At 73.1% G+C, this 19,031-nt stretch carries 15 protein-coding genes; 7 read left to right on the plus strand and 8 right to left on the minus strand.

Features of this window, described 5'->3' with window-relative positions; genetic code table 11:
* Positions 1–34 precede the first annotated feature (34 nt).
* The 6 genes from JL475_RS02165 (at position 35) to JL475_RS02190 (ending at position 10,484) form a co-directional block, all read left to right on the plus strand.
* Entirely contained in the window at positions 35–235 is a 201-nt protein-coding gene (locus tag JL475_RS02165) for a hypothetical protein (RefSeq protein ID WP_202274431.1), read from the plus strand.
* A 12-nt stretch (positions 236–247) separates the two neighbouring features.
* On the plus strand, positions 248–2,320 hold the full coding sequence (locus JL475_RS02170; RefSeq protein WP_202274434.1) for a PQQ-binding-like beta-propeller repeat protein: 2,073 nt from the start codon (positions 248–250) through the stop codon (positions 2,318–2,320).
* Positions 2,321–2,586: 266 nt separating this feature from the next.
* Complete coding sequence (locus JL475_RS02175; RefSeq protein WP_202274437.1) at positions 2,587–4,869, plus strand: hypothetical protein; 2,283 nt, start codon at positions 2,587–2,589, stop codon at positions 4,867–4,869.
* Positions 4,862–6,028, plus strand: coding sequence for a hypothetical protein (locus JL475_RS02180; RefSeq protein WP_202274440.1), 1,167 nt, complete (start codon positions 4,862–4,864; stop codon positions 6,026–6,028). Before JL475_RS02175 ends, JL475_RS02180 begins: the two co-directional genes overlap by 8 nt.
* The gene (locus tag JL475_RS02185; RefSeq protein WP_202274444.1) at positions 6,025–8,949 is read left to right on the plus strand and encodes a hypothetical protein; all 2,925 of its coding nucleotides are present in this window, start codon (positions 6,025–6,027) and stop codon (positions 8,947–8,949) included. The genes JL475_RS02180 and JL475_RS02185 overlap by 4 nt, the downstream gene beginning before the upstream one ends.
* Positions 8,946–10,484: a VWA domain-containing protein gene (locus JL475_RS02190; protein WP_202274447.1), complete on the plus strand. Its 1,539-nt coding sequence runs from the start codon at positions 8,946–8,948 to the stop codon at positions 10,482–10,484. Before JL475_RS02185 ends, JL475_RS02190 begins: the two co-directional genes overlap by 4 nt.
* A 153-nt stretch (positions 10,485–10,637) precedes the next feature.
* Here JL475_RS02190 and JL475_RS02195 read toward each other — a convergent pair whose 3' ends face one another.
* The 7 genes from JL475_RS02195 to JL475_RS02225 form a co-directional block, all read right to left on the minus strand.
* Positions 10,638–10,973 (minus strand): TcmI family type II polyketide cyclase, encoded by a 336-nt coding sequence (locus tag JL475_RS02195; RefSeq protein ID WP_202274450.1) that lies wholly within the window; start codon positions 10,971–10,973, stop codon positions 10,638–10,640.
* A 28-nt stretch (positions 10,974–11,001) separates the two neighbouring features.
* Positions 11,002–11,481: an SRPBCC family protein gene (locus JL475_RS02200; RefSeq protein WP_202274453.1), complete on the minus strand. Its 480-nt coding sequence runs from the start codon at positions 11,479–11,481 to the stop codon at positions 11,002–11,004.
* 1 nt (position 11,482) lies between these two features.
* Positions 11,483–11,743, minus strand: coding sequence for an acyl carrier protein (locus JL475_RS02205; protein ID WP_109382202.1), 261 nt, complete (start codon positions 11,741–11,743; stop codon positions 11,483–11,485).
* A gap of 28 nt (positions 11,744–11,771) precedes the next feature.
* On the minus strand, positions 11,772–13,037 hold the full coding sequence (locus JL475_RS02210; RefSeq protein ID WP_202274456.1) for a ketosynthase chain-length factor: 1,266 nt from the start codon (positions 13,035–13,037) through the stop codon (positions 11,772–11,774).
* On the minus strand, positions 13,034–14,302 hold the full coding sequence (locus JL475_RS02215; RefSeq protein ID WP_202274459.1) for a beta-ketoacyl synthase: 1,269 nt from the start codon (positions 14,300–14,302) through the stop codon (positions 13,034–13,036). Before JL475_RS02215 ends, JL475_RS02210 begins: the two co-directional genes overlap by 4 nt.
* The gene (locus JL475_RS02220; protein ID WP_202274462.1) at positions 14,299–14,781 is read right to left on the minus strand and encodes a cupin domain-containing protein; all 483 of its coding nucleotides are present in this window, start codon (positions 14,779–14,781) and stop codon (positions 14,299–14,301) included. Before JL475_RS02220 ends, JL475_RS02215 begins: the two co-directional genes overlap by 4 nt.
* A 68-nt stretch (positions 14,782–14,849) precedes the next feature.
* Positions 14,850–16,007 (minus strand): SchA/CurD-like domain-containing protein, encoded by a 1,158-nt coding sequence (locus JL475_RS02225; RefSeq protein WP_237405887.1) that lies wholly within the window; start codon positions 16,005–16,007, stop codon positions 14,850–14,852.
* 247 nt (positions 16,008–16,254) lie between these two features.
* On the opposite strand from JL475_RS02225, the gene JL475_RS02230 reads away from it, so the two are divergent.
* Positions 16,255–17,910: an FAD-dependent monooxygenase gene (locus JL475_RS02230; protein WP_202274465.1), complete on the plus strand. Its 1,656-nt coding sequence runs from the start codon at positions 16,255–16,257 to the stop codon at positions 17,908–17,910.
* A 21-nt stretch (positions 17,911–17,931) separates the two neighbouring features.
* Here JL475_RS02230 and JL475_RS02235 read toward each other — a convergent pair whose 3' ends face one another.
* Complete coding sequence (locus JL475_RS02235; protein WP_202274486.1) at positions 17,932–18,906, minus strand: hypothetical protein; 975 nt, start codon at positions 18,904–18,906, stop codon at positions 17,932–17,934.
* Between the last annotated feature and the right edge of the window lie 125 nt (positions 18,907–19,031).

The raw sequence follows: 19,031 nt of genomic DNA on the forward strand, positions 1-19,031 counted from the left end.
TCAAACGAAGGCGTCGTCACCACGGCGGCGTGTCGTGGACGAGGGAATCCCGCCCGAGCCCCTCTCCCCGACCGCCCGCACCCACCTGGCCCGGCTGCGGCTGCTGCGGCGGGAACTGGGCACCGACGGCATGCTGCGCGCACTCGCCCTGCGCACCACCCCCGCCCCGTTCCCCGGCGGCGACGGGACACGACACCGGCCGGGCCACCGGGCCGACATCCACGGAGAGGCCTGACCGGTGCCCTCGATGGAGACACTGAAACGTGAGGACCCCAGGCGGCTGGGCCGGTTCCGGTTGCTGTCCCGGATCGGCGCGGGCGGATTCGGCGAGGTGTTCCTGGGCCGGGAGGAACCGGGAGGACGGGACCGGTTCGCCGCGGTCAAACTCATCCGCACCGACATCGCCGAGTCCGAGCGGCTCAGACCCCGCTTCCACAGCGAGATCGAAGCCGTCGACCGGGCCGGGGGAGAGGGCATCCCCGAACTCCTGGGCGCCGACCCGGACGCCCGCCGCCCCTGGCTGGCCACGCGGTACATCCCGGGCCCCTCACTGCAACAGCTGGTCGACGGCTCCGGCCCGCTGCCCGAGGACACGGTGCTCGTACTCGGCCGCCGTCTGGCGGGCACCCTGGCCGACCTGCACGGCTCCCGGCTCTACCACCGGGACCTGAAACCGAGCAATGTGCTCGTCACCGCGACCCGCCCCTGGATCATCGACTTCAGCCTCGTACGGCTCGCCGCCGAACCCGGCGTGACCGTCACCGCGGACGCCATGGGCAGCTTCCAGTACGCCGCCCCCGAACAGGCGAGCGGTCTCGGCCGCGCGCAGGGGCCCGCCGACGTCTTCGCCTTCGCCGCGACCCTGCTGTTCGCCGCCACGGGGCATCCCCCCTACAACGGGCACAACCAGTTCGACATCCGGCTGCGGGCCCTGACGGAGCCACCGGACATCACCGGCCTGGAGGACGGCCCGCTGCGTGAGATCGTCACCGCGTGCCTCCGGTTCACCGACACCGAGCGCCCGACGATGGACGAGGTGCGCACCGAGCTGGCCCGCGCGACGGACGCGGACCGCATCCCCTACCCGCCCGCGGCACTGAGTGTGTTCAGGCGTCACCTGGACGTGCTGCGCTCCCTCATCGGGCCGTGCGCCGACCGCCTGGCGCGGGAGGAGGCGGGGGAACGGGAGAGCGGGCGGGCGCCGGACGGGACGAGGGAGCGGGTACGGTCCCGCCCCGGGAGCGGGGCGGACCACGGCCTCGCCCCGACAGCGCCCGCGACGGTACCCGCCCCCGCCACCGCCCCGGTACCGGCACCCGCCGCCGGTGAGCGATGGGTGTGGCACTGCCACGACTGGTTGCGCGTTCCTCCCTGGCTGATGGGGGACATGGTGCTGGTCGCCACGGCCGGCGGGGTTCTCTACGGCGTCGAGCACCGGAGCGGGCGGCCCCTGTGGCGCCTGGACCTCGGCGCACCGGTGCGAGGAGGGCTGGTTCCGGCACGGGACGCCGTGGTCCTGGGCGCCGCCGACGGAGCGGTGCACCATGTCCGGCTGGCCGCGGCCGGCCCCGCGCACGCACGGCACCGGTACACCGCGGCAGTTCACGCGGTCGGCTGGTCCGGGGCCCTCGGTGACGATCCGGACCGGCTCTTCGTGGCCGAGGGGACCCGTGTGCACGCCCTCGACCTCCGTTCCGGGGAGCGTGGTTGGGCCGTCGAGAACGCCGGAGCGGTGACGGGACGGCCGGTGGTGGCCGTCGGCAGGGCGGTCTACTGCACCGACCGCGGCCAGGTGGTGTGCCGCCGGATGGACGACGGGAGCCGGCTGTGGAGTGTGCACCTGCGCGCCGCCGGCCCGGCCGGCGTGACGGCGCTCGACGAGGTCGTCGTCGTACCGGGGGCGGACGGGAGGGTGTACGCGCTCCACCGGGTGACGGGAGAGCACGTGTGGGCCGCGCCGGCCGGCGGCACCGTGCACCTGGCCGCCGTCGGATGCGACGGGGCTGTCGTGGTCGCGACCACGGAAGGGGCGGTGACCGCTCTGGACGCCGGGGGCGGCCGCCCGCTGTGGACGACGTCGGTGCTCGGCGGGGTGGCCCCGTGTGCCCTGGACGTCCTCGTGGACGGTTCGGCCGTGTGCGTCGCCGACCGGGGCGGGATCCGGCTGCTCGGAGCCCACGACGGCCGTCCGCTGGGGCGCTGGGAACTGCCCTACGTCTCGGGACTGCGTCCGGTCGAGGACGGTCTGATCGCGGTCGGCCTCGACGGCGCGGTGCGCAGGCTGTCCCTGACCGGCGGCAGGTCCCGGACCGTGAACTGAACTCCGCCATATCTGTACACCCCGTGATGTACCCGCATATCAGGAACGAGAATGAGAGATTTTGCCCTTTCCTCTGACAGAGGGGTGAGAGTCCCACTACGCTCGCTGACGCGTTCTCAGCTCACAGCCCGTGACCGGGGGTTCTGTGGTCCGGGGCGGTGGCGGGAACTGCGGTCCGAGGGGGGAACCGTGAACAGCGACAGGTGGCCGGAGACCGGGCCGGCAGCCATGAGCGGTGACACCGCCCCGGCCCGTGGACGCCGCGCGTGACGAGCGTCCGCCGCGACGGACCCGAGCACATCCGGCCACGGTCCCGGGACGTCGGGCACGACGACGCCACGCAACCCGGCCACTGCCCCGTCTGCTGGTCGGGCGATGCCGGGCGGCGATGTGCGGCCTGCGGCTGGGAGCGGACGACGACGGCGGCCGTCGGACCGGGGGCGCGGGACGCGGAGATCGCCGCCTGCTGGTCCTGGGACATGGCCGCGGCCGTCCTGGCGACCCGGCACATGACGGCGAGCGGCCGGGCCCGCGGTGTGCCGCCCGGCGGCACCGTCGACACCCGCCTGCGCCCCCTGATCCGCCGGGCCCCCGCAACGGCGCCCGGAGGCAGCCCGCGCTCCCCCCGCCCGCTCGGCTCCCTCGACCCCTTCGGCCCGGGTGAGTGGAAGAGCGCCGACCCGGGCAGCCCCACCGGCGCCCTGTCCGTGCTCACCGCGCTCGCGGCCGGCGAGTACGACGCGGTCTGTGTCCTCGGGATCTCCGCCTGCGGGCTGGCCCTGCGGGAGCTGGGCCGCTGCCCGCAAGGGACCGGATGGACGCACGACTCCCCGGGCGGTGACGTACGGTGGCCGGACGCCGTGTCCTGGCTGCCCGCGTCGACGACGGAGCGCGCCTTCCTGCTGGCCGGCGGCATCGGCGCCACACCCCCCTACGGGATCCACGGGGTGCCGCGGGCCGCCGACGAGGCGTGGGAGCCCGCCGTCCACCGTGCGCTGGCGACGACGCTGGCACCCCTGCACGCCGCGCGTGCCCAGGGCCGCGCGGTGCCGCTGATCCTCGTCGGCCAGGCCCACGGCTGGCGCTGGCCGGGCTACGCGGCACAGGCGCTGGCGGCCAGGGCGCCGGCGGCGGCCCGGATGCTGCTGGACGCCTCCGACACGCGCACCCTGGACGACATCGTGGCGAGCGTCTGCCGTCGGGTTCCGCTGCGGCACGGCTACGCCCTGCTCACCCGTCCCGCCCGCGGCGGTCCGCCGGGCCGGCGGACGGACGCCGAGGCCCGCATCCTCTTCCCGGGCGGTACGACCCTGCCCCGGGAAGGCGAACTGCTCGCCTCCGTCGAGCTGTTGGCGGACACGGACACGGACACGGACACAGAGACGGATGCGGCTACGGACACGGATGTGGATCCGCGCGCCGGTGCGGACACCGGTACCGGTGTCCGCACCGGCCGGAGGAGGGAGGGCGTCTTCGCCCTGCCGTTGGTGGCGGCCAGGGAAGGAGTCCGGACCGAGGACTGGCCGGTGCTGCGCGCCGCACGCGCGAGGGTGCGGCCGGGAGGCCGGACCACCGTCACGGTGGCCCTCGACAGCAACGGGCAACTCCGTTTCACGGAGCCGGAGTCGTTCACCGAGGACCGCAACGGACGGACGCCGTCGCCCTCCGCCCGGGCAGCGGGGTCCGCAGCCGCCGCGGCCGATGTGCTGCTGCTCGAACTCGGCGGCACCGAGGACGAGTCCGAGCGCCGTGTCCGCTTCCTGCGGTCGGTGCTCCGGCAACTCGGGAATGCCTTCCCCCCGGACTCCGATCCCGGCCGCCACGACGCGAAAGGCGCAGCGGGGGCGGACGGTCCGGAAGGCCGGGGCGATCCGAAGGGCCTGCGGGTCGGACTCGTCGGATACGAGGACCACAAGGTGCTTCCCGTGCGCGCGGGACGCGGCGGGGAGTCCGTCCTCAGCGTCTGGGGCCCCGGCTCCGCCGAGGCGGCGGCCGAGGCGGTCCGCCGCTTCCCCGTACGGCCCGTACGCCACGACTACGGTGCGCCGCTCGAGGACGCCCTGCACGCGGCCGCCCACTGGCGGCACTGGCGCGACGGGGCCCGGCACCTGCTGCTCGTGCTGGCCCGCAGGCCGCCCCACCCCGCCCGTCAGCAGGCCGACCTCAGCCTGCCCTGCCCCGACCGGCACGACTACGAGGAAGCCCTGCACCGGCTGCGTACGGTGACCTGCCCCGACCTGACCGTCATCGGCGTGCGCGACACGGCGGGCGTGGACACCTCCGGAAGCTGGCGGCCCAGGACCCGCGAGCGGCTCCGGCAGATCTGGCGAGACCTCGGCCGCGACCACCTGTTCACCCTCGGGACACACACACCCGACGACGTCGCCTCGTGCGTCAACGGCACCCTGGGCCACCCCGCCGAAGCCCTCGGGCTGCTGACCGACCCGGCCATCGGACCGGCGGTCCGCGGACCCGCCCACCGCCATGGCGTGCGACTCGGTTCGCCGTCGGTACCACTCAGCCAGAAGGACAGTGAGCACGATGACTGAAAAAGACCCGGACGAGACCCGGTTCCCACCGTCCCTGTCGTCGGCGGACCGCTTCCGGGAAGCCGGGCCGGTGCCGATGGAACACCTCTGGCGATCCGAGATCCGTGCCGTGCCGGTCGAGCAGGACGAGCGGACTGAGAAACCCGATCAGCACGGGGAGGCCGAGGAGGCCGAGAACGAGCCGGCCCACGCCGCACCCGTCGAGTTCGCCCCCGCCCCGCAGACCAGGGAGGTGTCGCCCCGGATCGGCGTCTGGGGCTCCCCGGCCTCGGGCAAGACCACGTTCCTGGGCGCCCTCCGGCTCGCCGCGCTCGACCCGGCCGGGCCGTTCGGACGCTGGCAGGTGGTGCCGTCCGACGACGTGTCGGAGAGGTTTCTGGTGGAGACGGCGCGGAAGCTGGCGATCGACAAGGTCTTCCCCCCGGCCACCCAGGCCGTGCGCCCGTACGCCTGGCGCTTTCGCGGGGACCTGAGCGGTACCGCCTTCGGCAGGCGGCGCCTGTGGCGCAGGCGGCCCGCGAACCGGCTGGAGTTCGAGCTGAGCGTGCTCGACGTGCCCGGCGGCGCCTACGAGGATCTCAGGAGCGACGGCATCGCCGCCCGGAGCATAGATCACCTGGCCAGGGCACAGGGACTCGTCTATCTCTTCGACCCGCTGCGCGAGGCGCAGGACAGCGACTCGTTCGCCTACCTCAACGGCACCCTGACCCGGATCACCCGGCTCTGCATGCAGGAGAACCGGCTGGACGGACCCTACCTTCCGCACCATCTCGCCGTGTGCCTCACCAAGTTCGACGACCCGGAGGTCTTCGACCGGGCCCGGCGCGGAGGCTGGACCGACCTCGGACCGAACGGCGTGCCCGTGGTGTCCGACCCCGCCGGTTTCTTCGACTGGCTCGCCGACGACCTGCACGGCAGCACCATGCGGCTGGTGGGGCAGACCCTGCGTGCCAACTTCCATCCCGCGCGCCTCCACTTCTTCACCACCTCGGCGATCGGGTTCGGCACCATGCCCGGCGGCTCCATCGACCTGCGCCGTTTCGGGAACGTCAACGTCGTCGACGGGGGGTACCGCATCGTGGGCCCGCTCCGCCCGTACAACGTCATGGACCCGCTGGTGGCCCTGCTGCTCGGCATGCGGAACGGGGGCCGTCCGTGAACGACACGTTCACCGTGAAGGCGTGGTGGGCCTGGTACAGCAAACAGACCGGCTCGCTGGACGAGTACGACGTGCTGCGCTGCACCGGAGGAGCACGGCGCCGCGCCACGTTCTCCGACTACATCACCGACGCCAGTCTCGGCAACCCGCCCTCCGCGGCGGCCACGCGCGACCGGCTGCCTTGGGTCTCCGTGGTGGGCCTGTCCTTCACCGACCAGCAGTGGACGGGCATCTCCGTGATGGAGTCCTCCACCCTGCGCGACGGCGCGAACCGGGACATCACGCCGACGCGCTACGTGCTGCTCGACTCCACCGAACCGGCGCGCCGACGGGTGGAGTACGTCACCCTGTGGGACGCCGTGGCCTCCCTGCGTCTGCCACCGGAGCACGACGAGACCATCCCGCTGGAGGTGCCCGCTCCGGTCGGCGACGGCCTGCTGGAGGGTCTGGAGACCATCGCCGACCATGTGCCCGGCACCACCGGTGACAGCGATCGGCGGCGGGCCGCGGCCGTGCACTGGGCCGCGGCCGTGGCCGCGCTCCTGCTGCAGGGCGGTCCCGTCGTCATCACCGGGGGCGGCTCTCTCGGCGCGCGGGCCCGGCTTGCCGTGTTCGACGCGATCGTCGGCTTCCTGCCGTACGGGGTACGCAGCGGGCTGGCCGTGGGCAGCTGCGTCGACGGCGGTGACGAGCCGCCCACCCACCTGGCCTTCGGACCGGCGCACACGCCGTCCGCCCGCTGCGTCGAACTGGGCACCCTCCCGCAGGCCCCGGCCGGCGCCCCGGAGGAGTACCGGCGACAGCTCTCCCGCCTGATCGAGGGCCTGGGGTTCGACGCGGTCACCGCCGGCCTGCGCGAGTTCGACGCCTCCGTCGCACCGGCCGACCCGTGGGCCGCCCTGGGCGTCCTCGACCGGCTCGACCCCTTCCGTGCCGCGGTGCACGCCGTGGAGGCCGGGGAACAGTCCGTGCAGCTGGTGACCAGAGGGTTGAACAGCCTGACGGACGGTGAGGACACGGACTCCGAGGGCTTCCTGCGGCTCGTCAGGTGCGGGATCGACTACGCGGTCGAACCCGGGGGCCGGGAGGTGCACGACGCGCTGAGCCGCCACTGGGTGCACGAGAAGACGGGACCGCGGGTGTCCGCGCTGATGGCGGAAGCCCTGCTGAACGTGGTGCTGAGCGAGGTCTCCGCCGCCGCGGACAGCACCTCGTGCCGCGCCAGGCTGGACGGACTCTGGCAGCTGGTCGAACTGTGCCGCAAGGAGGCCGAGGTGCTGCGGCTGCTGCCCGGCAGCGGGGAACCGGCCGATGCCCAGCGCCTGCGGTACGCGGCCGACTGCCTGTGCCTGCTGGGCCCGGGCAGGGCGGCCGACGGCCGGGCCGACGCCGTGCACGTGCTCCGGGACGCGCGCCGGCTCACCCGTGCGGTGCTCGTGCGGGAATCGGCCGACCCCACACGGCTCGCGGGCTGGCTGACCCTGCTCGAGCCCACCGCGCACGAGGCCCCCGCCTGGTTGCGGGCCTGGGCGGTGCTGGCGGTGGGCGAACGGAAGAAGACGGCCCTCGTCGAACCGCGTCCCACCGCGGAGGACGCCCTTCACGTGCTCACCGCCACCGTCCGTTCGAGGCAGCCCGACTGGACGGCCGAGGCCGTCCGGTGGCTGTGGCCGCAACTGTGTTCCGTCGCCGCCGGACGAGGGGAGAGCGGACGAACGGGCGACGACGGAGCCACCTCCAGGCTTTCCTTCCGGGGCCGGGGCGGATCGCGGAGACCCTCGGCCCGGGACCCGGAGCACCCGGCCGAGCCCGCGGACCCGGGGGGCCCGGCGGGCCGGCCGGCCGCGCGCGGCGCCCTGCGGACCCTGCTCGCCACCGACACGGACGTGTGGCAGCACTGCAGGGCGCGGGCCGACGTCCTGAGCTGCCTGCTGGGCGCCCCGGCCGCCGGGCCCCCGTGGCGGGAGTCGGCGTGCCACGCCTACGCACAGAGCCTGCACCGCATCCTCCGGGACGAGGGACTGGCGCCCTTCCTGGCACTGCTCGTGGAGGAGCTCGCCACGCCGGTACTCGGCGAACCCTGGGGCAAGGAGGGCGAGTCCACCGTGCTGACGGCCCTGCTGCGGGTGCCGGACGAGGCGGCCGCGGAGAAACTGCGCCGCCGCGTCGACGCCCGGAACGAGGCATGGCGGCGACGGCAGGACGCCCTGGAGGCGGACCGAGCCGTCCAGGCCCGGCGCCTCGCCGATCAGGAGGCCGCCCAGAACACCCGACTGCGGGCCGCCCGGCAGGCACAGCGGGACCAGGCCGTGCACCGGGCCGCCCTGGAACGGCACACCGGAACCGGGATCGGCTCCGAGGCCGGTACCGGGACCGGCGCCGGTGGGGCGGCGGCCGTGCCCCGCGAAGGCCGCGGACGCCCGCCCGTCATCGGCACCGGCAACCGGACCGGCGACGGACCCGACCCCCTGGACGTCCTCGCCGGGGCCGTCCAACAGCTCCGCTCCCCCCGGGACATCGCGGTGGTGTGGGCGCCCTTCACCTTCGACCTGGACTCCGGCGCGGGCCGCCGGGCGCTCGAACTGACCGGCCGCTGGTGGGAGAGGGCCCCGGAGGAGGAACGCGGCGCGCTCTTCGGCCACCTGGAACGCACGCTGCTCACCGAGCACCAGTGCAGCGTCGACGTCACCGCGGACATCCTGCACGAGATCAGGAGCCTGATCATGGCCGGCCACGCCTCCGGCCACAGCGGCGGCGGATGGCTGGCCGGGCCGGTGTTCCGAGAGGCGAAGCGGGAGCTCAGGGACCGCCGCTCCCGGGTGCGTGAGCTGCGGCGGATACGGCTGATGTCCGTCTTCAACCTGGCACCCGGAACGCCGCGCAAGCACAAGAAGTGGAACAGAGGGAGCAGCGACCGATGAACGACACCCCCACCCGGCCGGCCCGTCGCGCACTCGCCGCGGCGCTGGCCACCGCCTTCCTCGCCCTGGGGCCCGCGCTGAGCCCGTCCGTCCCCGCGCGGGCCGCGGACTCCGGTGATCTGGAGCAGTTCCTGGACACGGTGGTGGGCACCCGCGGGGCCAGCTACGCGATCGCCGTCGACACCTCGCAGTCCATGGCGAACGGTGACTCGTACACGAAGGTCCGAGCGGTGCTTCCCACCTTCCTGAAGTCCCTGCACCCCGAGGACCTGGTCTGCCTGATCCTCTTCAGCGACGGTGCGCGCACCTGCGAGATGGTCTCCCGCGACGAGGCGCTCGCGGAACTCGACGAGGCGCTGCCCGTCACCCCCGACGGCTCCGCGTCGAACTTCGGGCGCGCCTTCGAACAGGCGCTGGACGGTCTGCAGAGAGCCGGCACCGACGTCGGCGGGGTACTCCTGCTGTCCGACGCGCAACTGCACGCACCCGACGACCCCAAGTACCGGGACTTCTCCGCGAGCGGCTGGTCCGCCCTGCGCAAGCAGGCCTCGGGACTGCCCGCCGACCGCACCCTGACCGGCTACGGAATCGCCCTGGCCCCCGGCGCCGAGGTCGAGGACGTCCTGGCCAAGGTGTTCCCCGGCTACCGGATGCTGGACGAGTCGGGGTCCCGGACCCGGGCCGCGATGACGGCGGCTCAGGACGACACCCGCCTGCGGCAGGCCGACCTCGCGGTGGCCGGGGACCAGGGCAAGGGGGTGTCCGTCTCGTGGCCGGACAGGCCTCAGAACGGGCCGGTGCCGGCCGGATCCGACCTCCGGGTACGGCTGACCGCCACCACCGACGCGCTGCCCGTGCACATCGGCGACCTGCGGATCGAAGGGCTCCCCGAGGGCGTCGAGCCGGTCGGTGAGCTGCCCCGCTCGGTCGACCTCAAGCCCGGGGAGTCCCGCGACATCGACCTCGCGCTGAGCTCCGCCACCGCTCATCGCAAGGGGTGGGGGAGCGGCCCCAGGGCCGAGACCTGGCACCTGTCCGTCGACGGCCGGGTGAGCACGCCGGTGGCGCGGGCCGCCGAGCGGTTCGTCGACCGGCCGGCCCGGCTGGCCGCGTCCCCCGCCGGGGAGTCCCTGGCGGTGCGGGGGACGGCACAGGTCTCCGTCGACCCGGTGCGCTGGGCCGCCCTGCTGGGCGCCCTCCTGTCGGCCCTCGCCCTGGTGACCGTCCTGCTGTTGCGCCGGTACCGCCCGGTGCGGGGCCTGGTGTCCGCCGAAGGGGTCGACGCCCGGCAGCAGGTGCAGATCCCCCTGCAGGGGCGCCGTGAGGTCACCGCGGACCTCTCCCCGCTGCTGGAGAGCAACGGATCGGTGAGGATCAGGAGCGTCCCGGGACCGCTGCGCGAGCAGCCGCCCATTCTCCTGCGCTGCCGCACCGCCGACCGGCCGGAACGCGAGATCGTCTGTTCTCCCGGCGAGACGGTGCTGCTGTGCGGCATCGAGTTCCACTACGCGCCCCTGCCCACGCAGCGCGGTTGAGCGGAGCGCGTTCCCGGCGGCGGCCCACGCCGCTTCGCCGGGCGGCGTGGCACCACGGCTCATCCGGGTGATCCGCGCACGGCTCAGCCCCGAGGCCGCCGGCTCCGCGACATGCGCGGCATCGGCGGCCTCGGGGCTGTTCGGTTCGCCCGCTCAGGAGCGGGCGCCGCGCTCCCAGTGGTAGAAGCACTGCGCCATGGCGTCCTTGGGACTGCGCCACGTCGCGGGGTCGTACGGGCTGACGTACGCCTCCAGTTGCTCACTGATGCCGCGGAACTCGGGGTGTCCGGCCACCTTCGCGATGGCGGGTGCCGGGTCCTGCTCGGACTCGATGAGGTGCAGATACAGGTCGTCACCGAACTGGAAGAGCCTGCGGCGGTTCACCCCGATCAGGTGGGGGAGCTCGCCCCGGTCGGAGGCGGCGAACACGTCGGCGATCTGCGGCGCCGAACCGGGCGCCATACGGGCGACGATGAGTGCGTGGTGCATCGGCGGTCCTTTCCGGGTGGGTCGGCGGTCAGCCGGACGTGACGGACGCACCCTTGCGGTCACGGGCGGCCTGCTCGATCCGGTCCCGGATGAGAGCCATCTGCGTACGCGAGTTGCGGTTGATGTTGTCCGTCATCCAGTCGTCGTCGACCGGGGCGTCGGGCTTCATCGCGAAGTCCTGAGTCCAGCGCATCCGGACGCCGCCCGGGAGTTCCTCGTACTCCCACAGGATGTCCATGTGGGCGAAGGGTCCCGTTTCGACGCGACGGGCGCGCACGGTCCGGGTGGCGCGGTCGGGAGTGCGCTCGGAGACCCAGCTCCACACCTTCCCGTTGTCGTCCGGGTGCATGGTCAGCCGGAACGTCGTGGTGTCCCCCTCACGGGAGAGCACCTCGACGGACGCGTACTCGCTGAACAGCCGCGGCCAGTTCTCGAGGTCGTTGGTCATCTCCCAGACGAGGTCGAAGGGAGCGTCGACGGTGATGCTGTTCTCGGTGTGTCCTGCCACTTCAGGCTCCAGCCTTGAGGGTGCTGTTGACGAGGTCGAGGAACTCCCGGGGCGTCCTGCAGCGCTCCGAGTCGGGGGGAAGCGACCCGCTGTACCGGTTCTCCAGCTCGCCGACGATGCCGAGCAGGCCGAGCGAGTCGAGGCCGAAGGAGTCGAAGGGGGACTCCGCCGCCTGCCTGAGTTCCGCGGGGTCGACGGTGATGCCGGCCGCCTTCTTCATCAGGGCGGCCAGTTCGTCGAAGGTCACTTCGGTGGTGATCATGGGTTGTCTGCTCCTTCCCCGCCCGGCGCTACCGGGCGGATTCGCCACCGCGGCGCACGACCAGCGCCGCGTTGGAGCCCATCAGTCCCCTGCTGAGGACGAGGGCCGTGCGCAGCTCGGCGGGCCGAGCACGCGACATCACCAGGTCGAGGTCGTGGCAGATGTCGGACACGTTGGGCGTGGGGGGCACCTGACCGTGTTCCATGGCGAGCACCGCGGCCACCGTGTCCAGCACGGGTGCCGCGCAGTGGGCCCGGCCGAAACCGGTCTTGGGCGCCGTGACGGGCACCCGTGTGCCGTGCGTGCCGAGTGCGTCGGCGATCGCCAGCGCCTCGGCGCGGTCCGCCTCCAAGACGCCCATGGCGTCGGCGAACACCACGTCGATCTCCTCCGGGGCCGCGCCCGCCTCGTCGAGGGCGCCGCGGATCGCGCGGGCCAGTCCCTCCCGGGACTCCTCCCAGCGGGACGCACCGGTGAAGGTGGCGGCATGGCCGGCCACGGTGGCCCGCACCGGCGCCCCGCGTCCGCGGGCACGCTCCTCGTCCTCGACGACGAGCAGGGCGCCACCCTCGGCGGGCACGAACCCGCAGGCGTTCGAGGTGAACGGACGGTAGGCCAGGTCCGGGTCCTCGGCGGTGCTGAGCTCGGGGTAGCCGAGCTGGCAGACCATCGAGTAGGGGGCGAGGGGTGCCTCCGCGGCGCCGACGATCATCGTGTCGGTGCCGCGCCGGACCGCCCCGGCGGCGTGCGCGAGGGAGTCGAGCCCGCCGGCCTCGTCGCTCGCCACCACCCCGCACGGTCCCTTGAAACCGCCGCGGATGGAGATCTGGCCGGTGCTCGCGGCGTAGAACCAGGCGATGGACTGGTACGGACCGACGAACCGCGGGCCCTGTCCCCAGAGTTTCTGCAGCTCCCGCTGCCCGAACTCGCCGCCGCCGGAACCGGCGGCGGTGACCACGCCGATGGAGAACGGCTCTGCGGGATCCCCGCTGCCGAGCCCGGCGTCGTCGAGGGCGAGGGCGGCCGCCGCCATCGCGAAGTGGCTGAACCGGTCGGTCTGGACCAGGAAACGGTCCTCGACGAGGTCCGCCGCGTCGAAGGACCGGACTTCGCCCGCCACCCGCAGCGGCAGATGTCCGCAGCCCTCGCGGGTGATCCGGTCCAGCACGCTGATGCCTTCGCTGACGGACTTCCAGTAGGCGTCGGTCCTCAGGCCGCCCGGCGCGATCACACCGATGCCGGTGATGGCCGCGCGGCGGGGACGTCGAGTGCGCTGAGTACGCTGAGTGCTCATCGGGTCCTCCCACCCGGCCCGGTCAGCAGCACCGCGGACTGGAAACCGCCGAATCCGCTGCCGACGGAGAGCACGTTCCTCAGCCTCCGCGGACGGGCGGTGCGCGGCACGTAGTCCAGGTCGCACTCGGGGTCGGGGGTCTCGTAGTTCGCCGTCGGCGGTACGACCTGGTGCTTCAGGGCGAGCACACAGGCGACCACCTCGATCGCGCCGATCGCGCCGAGCGAGTGCCCCACCATCGACTTGATGGAGCTCATGGGCGTCTCGTAGGCGTGGGCGCCGAGGGACCGCTTCACCGCGGCCGTCTCGTGCCGGTCGTTCTGGCGGGTGCCGGAGCCGTGCGCGTTGACGTAGTCGATCAGTGTGGGGTCGAGACGGGCCTGGTCGAGCGTGCTGTCGATGGCCCGCGCCATCTCCAGGCCCTCGGTGGTCAGACCGGTCATGTGGTAGGCGTTGCCGTACGTGGCGTACCCACCGATCTCGCAGTGGATCTCCGCGCCGCGGGCCCGGGCGTGCTCGTACTCCTCGAGGACGAGGACCGCCGCGCCCTCGCCCATCACGAAGCCGTCGCGGCGGGCGTCGAACGGCCGGGAGGCGTGCTCCGGGTCGTCGTTGTTCGGCGAGGTCGCCTTGATGGCGTCGAAGCAGGCCATCGTGATCGGCGAGATCGGGGAGTCCGACGCCCCGGCGATGCAGACGTCGGCCCGGCCCTCGGCGATGGTGTGGAAGCCGTAACCGACCGCGTCGAGGCCGGAGGTGCAACCGGTGGAGACGGTCTGCACGGGGCCCCGCGCGCCGAACCGCTCGGCGACGACCGAGGCGAGGGTGCTCGGCTGGAACGCCATGTGCAGTTTCGGGTCGGCCTGCCGGTGATCCACGTCCCAGCGCTTGCCGTGCTCGCTGACCCGCACGTAGTCATGCTCCAGCCGGGTGGTGCCGCCGACCGCGCTGCCCAGCGACACCGCGGTGCGCCAGGGGTCGTCGGTGGCGGTGTCGAGCCCGGAGTCGCGGACCGCCTCGGCGGTGGCCACCGCGGCGAACTGGATGTACCGGTCGGCGTGCTGGCACAGATCAGGGTCGAGGCCGTGGGCGAACGGGTCGAAGTCGCACTCGGCTGCTATTCGGGAGCGAAGACCGCTCGGATCGAACAGGGTGATGCCGCGGGTCGCGGTGCGGCCGGCGGCGAGCAGATCCCAGAACGCCGTCGCTCCGGTGCCGCCGGGAGCGACCACACCGATACCGGTGACGGCCACTCGCCGGGTCATTTGATGGCCTCACTGCGATCGGCCGGCCGCCCCTGTCCCGGACCGGACGCACCCGGCCCGCCCACGGTCAGCTGGGGACCGGCCAGGGAGCCGGCGTTCTCCTCGGTGTCGACGTGACCGAGACTGGGGTGCGGGGCGAGCGGACCCAGGTGGAACACCATGCGGGCCTCGGCGTCGGAGACGTTGCGGAAGCGGTGCCGCATGTCGATCGGGATCATCAGCCCCTGATCGGCCCGGAGCGCGAACGGCTCCCCGTCCAGGTCGACTTCGAGGGCGCCGCTGACGACGTAGACGAACTCCTCGGAGTACGGGTGGTAGTGCTCGCCGATGCGCTCGCCGGGCTGGATGACGGCCAGCCCCATGAAGCCGCTGGTGGAACCCACCGTGGCCGGGGTGAGCAGGGTTCTGAGGTCGCCCCCGCGCCGCCGGTTGGGTTCCGTCTCACTCAGGTCCACGATGCGTGGATGCTGTTTGGACATGGTTGGTACCTCCGGGTGTGGCGGGGACGTCCGGGCGCGCGGGCCGCGGACGCCCCCGCGGTTTGCCGTCAGGAATCCGCCGCGCTGCGGTCGGTGACGGGCAGCATGTCGGCGTGCGACAGCAGCCGGTTGATGTTGCGCTCCGAGTCCAGCGGGCCCTCGACGCCGATTGCGGCGCCGTTCAGGAGCCGCTCCAGCTCCGCCGCCTTCCCCGCGCCCTTGATGCCGAGCGCCGCGAGGGGGTCGAGGTCGAGGTCGCCGGTGGCGTCGATCAGACGGACCACGACGTCGTCGCGCTGGAAGACGGTGCTCGAGTGCACCGGGCCGTCCGGTTCGTCGACCGCGACCTCGTCCTGGTGGGAGAGGAACCGGGCCATTTCCTCCCCGCGGCCCTTGACGGCCGGGTAGTACAGCGCATGCCGCTGCAGACCCGCGAGCCGGGGCCCGTCCCTGTCGACGTGGTGCACGGCGGGGAGCGCGGCCCTGGTGAAGAACACCCGCATGGAGCCGGGATCGCCGAGATCCCGGGCATGCTCCAGACAGGGGTTGATGGCCTCTTCGGCCGCCTGAGTCTCGGGCTGGTCGGCCACGTGGCGCAGCGCCGTGGCCAGGTCGCCCTCCACCTCCATGGCCCGCACCACGCGGTTGCCGTGCATGAAAACGGAGGTGCGGCGCAACCGCGTGGCGCCGTCCAGCGCGACCTTGGGGGACGCGTACCCGGCCAGGTGCTCCGCGACCTTGGACTCGGTGCCCGGCTTGACGGTGAAGGTGAGGGCGTGCCGGGCCACGCCCTCACCGACGCGGGCCTGCACCTGGAAGTCCGCGGCGGCCTGCCCGGTGAGCGGCCGGCCGTCCCGCATCTCGCGCAGGACGCTGTAGCGCATCGACCGGGTGTTGCGGACGCAACTGTGCAGCGGGCGGACGGTCTCGATGTGCTCCTCGCTGTTCACCCAGGCGAGGAAGGGCGGGGCGCTCTCCCATTCGCTGGTGATGAGCCACTGCGAGGGGTTCTCGATCGACTGGCAGAGCTGGTCACTGATGTGACCGGGGACGGAAGCGATCATGCTGCTCATGTGCTCGTACGCGTCGAGGAACTGCTCCTGGGCCCCGTCGTACAGATCGAGCATCAGGATCACCCGCAGCCTGGAGCCGTCGAATGCCGACTGCGGTATGCGTCCCGTCATACGACCCGTCGTGCGGTCCGTCGTGCGTCCCGTGGTGGTCATCCGGTGCACCTCTCCTCTTCTTCACGGAAGGTTCTCCACTGGAGGTCGGGAACGGCCGCCGCATCCGAAGGTCCGGGGTCGCCCTGCACCGATCGTCGACGTGCCCCGTGATGTGCGCGAGCGCCACGGGGCAGGTGGGTGAACCCCGCGTCAACCGGGTGCCGCCAGGACACGGAACGGCACGTACCGGGCATGGATTCGGCGTCCTTTTCCACCGCCCGTCGCGGGCGAGGCTGGAGGCAGTCCAATGAACCGTTCGGAAACGGCCGACGAGATCGGCCACCGCACGCCCGTCCTGATCGTCGGCGGCTCCCTGGTGGGCCTGTCCATGTCCGTGTTCCTGGGGCGTCTGGGCGTGCCGCACACGCTCGTCGAACGTCACCCGGGCACGTCGAGCCACCCGCGCGGGCGCGGGAACAACGTGCGCACCATGGAGCTGTACCGGGTGGCCGGAGTCGAGCAGCAGATCAGGGAGGCCGCGTCGGTCCTCGCGGACAACCACGGGATCATGCAGACGTCGAGCCTGGTGGACGGCGACGGCGAGTGGCTCTTCAAGGAGATCGACCCGGGCGGCGGACTGGCCCGGTTCAGCCCCGGCGGGTGGTGCCAGTGCAGCCAGAACGACCTCGAACCGGTGCTCCTCGCACACGCCCGCGAACTCGGCGGCGACCTGCGCTTCGCGACCGAGATGATGTCGTTCGACCAGGACGGCGACGGTGTGACGGCGCGGGTCAAGAGCCGGGAGACCGGCGAGCACACCACCATCCGGGCGGACTACCTGGTCGCCGCGGACGGCCCGCGCAGCCCTGTCCGGGAGCGGCTCGGCATCGGGCAGGACGGACCGGGCGACCTGTTCCACAACGTGAGCGTCACCTTCTCCTCCCGCGACCTCGCGGGCATCGTCGGCGACCGGCGGTTCATCCTCTGCTACCTCACCGACCCGGAGGCCGACGGGGCGCTGCTCCCGGTCGACAACGCCGAGAACTGGGTGTTCCACGCCCCTTGGCACCCCGAAGACGGCGAAACCTTCGAGGAGTTCACCGACGAGCGGTGCGTCGCCCACATCCGGCGGGCGGTCGGAGCCCCCGACCTCGACGTCAAGATCACCGGCCGGGCCGCGTGGCACGCCGCCGAGCGGGTCGCCGAACGCTACGCCGACGGCCGGGTGTTCCTCGCCGGTGACTCGGCCCACGAGATGTCACCCACCGGGGCGTTCGGTTCCAACACCGGCATCCAGGACGCGCACAACCTGGCCTGGAAACTGGCCGCGGTCCTCGGCGGCTGGGCGGGACCCGGACTGCTGGACTCCTACGACGCCGAGCGCCGTCCGGTCGCGGAGGCGACCAGCGCCCGCGCCTCGAACCGCTCGGTCGAGCACAGTCACCCGGGCTACACGCCCGCGGCGGGCGCCGGCAGCAAGGGCCCGAAGGGCGGCATCCTCAACGTGGCGCTGGGCTACCGCTATCCGCGGGGCGCGGTCCTCGGCAGTGACCCGGCGGCCCCGGTCGTCCCCGACGGTCTGCAGCTGGCGGGGGAGCCCGGCAGCCGGGCCCCCCACCTGTGGCTGGACCGCGCCGGCGCCCGCGTCTCCACCCTCGACCTCTACGAGCGGTCACTGGTGCTGCTCAGCTCCGAGGACGGCGCCTGGCACACCGCCGCGGAGCAGGTGGCGAAGCGCCTGCCGGTGCCGCTCGACTCGTACCGGATCGGCAGCGGCCCGACCGCGGACCTGAGGCCGGACGCCGACGCGAACTGGGCGCAGGCCCACGGCGTCACCGAGGACGGCGCGGTCCTGGTCCGCCCCGACGGGTTCGTGGCGTGGCGCTCCGAAGGGGCAGTTCCGGACGCCGCGACGGCGCTGCACGACGCCGTCGCGGCCGTCCTGGCCAGGAAACGGGACTGACGAGGGCGCGGAGCGGAGGCGTCAGGCTCCTCCGACGCCGCCCTGCCGCCCCCGCTCCGCCTTGGCCTGGTGCTGTTCGAACCGCTGGACCGTCGGCCCGTCGTCGTTCCACGGCCACAGGGTCACCGTGCCCTGAAGCGCCTGGAACACCGGGTACGCGTCGGCGGCCCGGCCGGCCGCGCACAGCGCGTACGCCAGCACGTTCAGATCGGCCTGGGCCGCCGCGTGCTGGAAGAACCCCGGCTTCGCCCAGAGGGAGGCGGCCTGCTCCAGTGAGGCCGCGATCTGTCCGCCCTCCCACAGTTGACCTGCCGTCATGGCCCGGACGCCGCCCTGCGCCACCAGTCCCTGGTACTGCCGCACGGCCGCGGTCACCTCGATCGCGGCGCACGGCGCGTTGGCCGGTATACGGGCGCGCACCACGTCGATGAAGTCGAGGACGGCCGCACTCGAACCGCCTTCCTCCGGCGACAGGTGGGCGAGCATCTGCAGATACGCCTCGCGGTGCCAGCGGTCGCGTCCGGTGGCCTCCCGCCAGATGGCGTTGACCTCGCTCTGCGCGTACCGCTCGATCCGGGCCATGCCGAGCAGGGTCACCCAGGGCAAGGGATCCGCCGGATTCAGCTCCGCGGCCCGATGGCACTGGGTCACCAACCGCCCCGCGTCCTCCAGGTGCCTGTCCCGCAGGCCGCGGACCAGGCCGACCCTGGAGTGGAACACCAGTGCGTCGGGGTTCTCCGGCTCCTTGGCCAGCCAGGCGGACGCCAGATCCGATCCCGATTCGCCCGTCGAGTCGGCCAGCACGGAGACACGGTGGCCGCGTCGGTCCCAGTCGCCCCCGGTCTTCTCGAGAAGCGTGGCGACGAGTGTCACCTCCGCCTGCTTGACGCTCCCACCGCGCTTGTTCAACTGCTTGAGGACGCGCGCGAGGTCGGCGTCGTCGAGGGCGGGGACGATTCGGGGACGTTTACCGGTACGACTGCTGAAGAGGGACATGCCCGAAGACTAGGAACTTTACCGGGCCGGACAACCGGTACGAGACGATCGTTACCGATCCGGCCCTCTGGGTCACGTTGTGCGTCCACCAGCTCGGCACATGGGGCCCGAGCAGGGCGAACACC

This window comes from Streptomyces sp. M2CJ-2 (genome assembly GCF_016757295.1).
GTDB lineage: Bacteria > Actinomycetota > Actinomycetes > Streptomycetales > Streptomycetaceae > Streptomyces.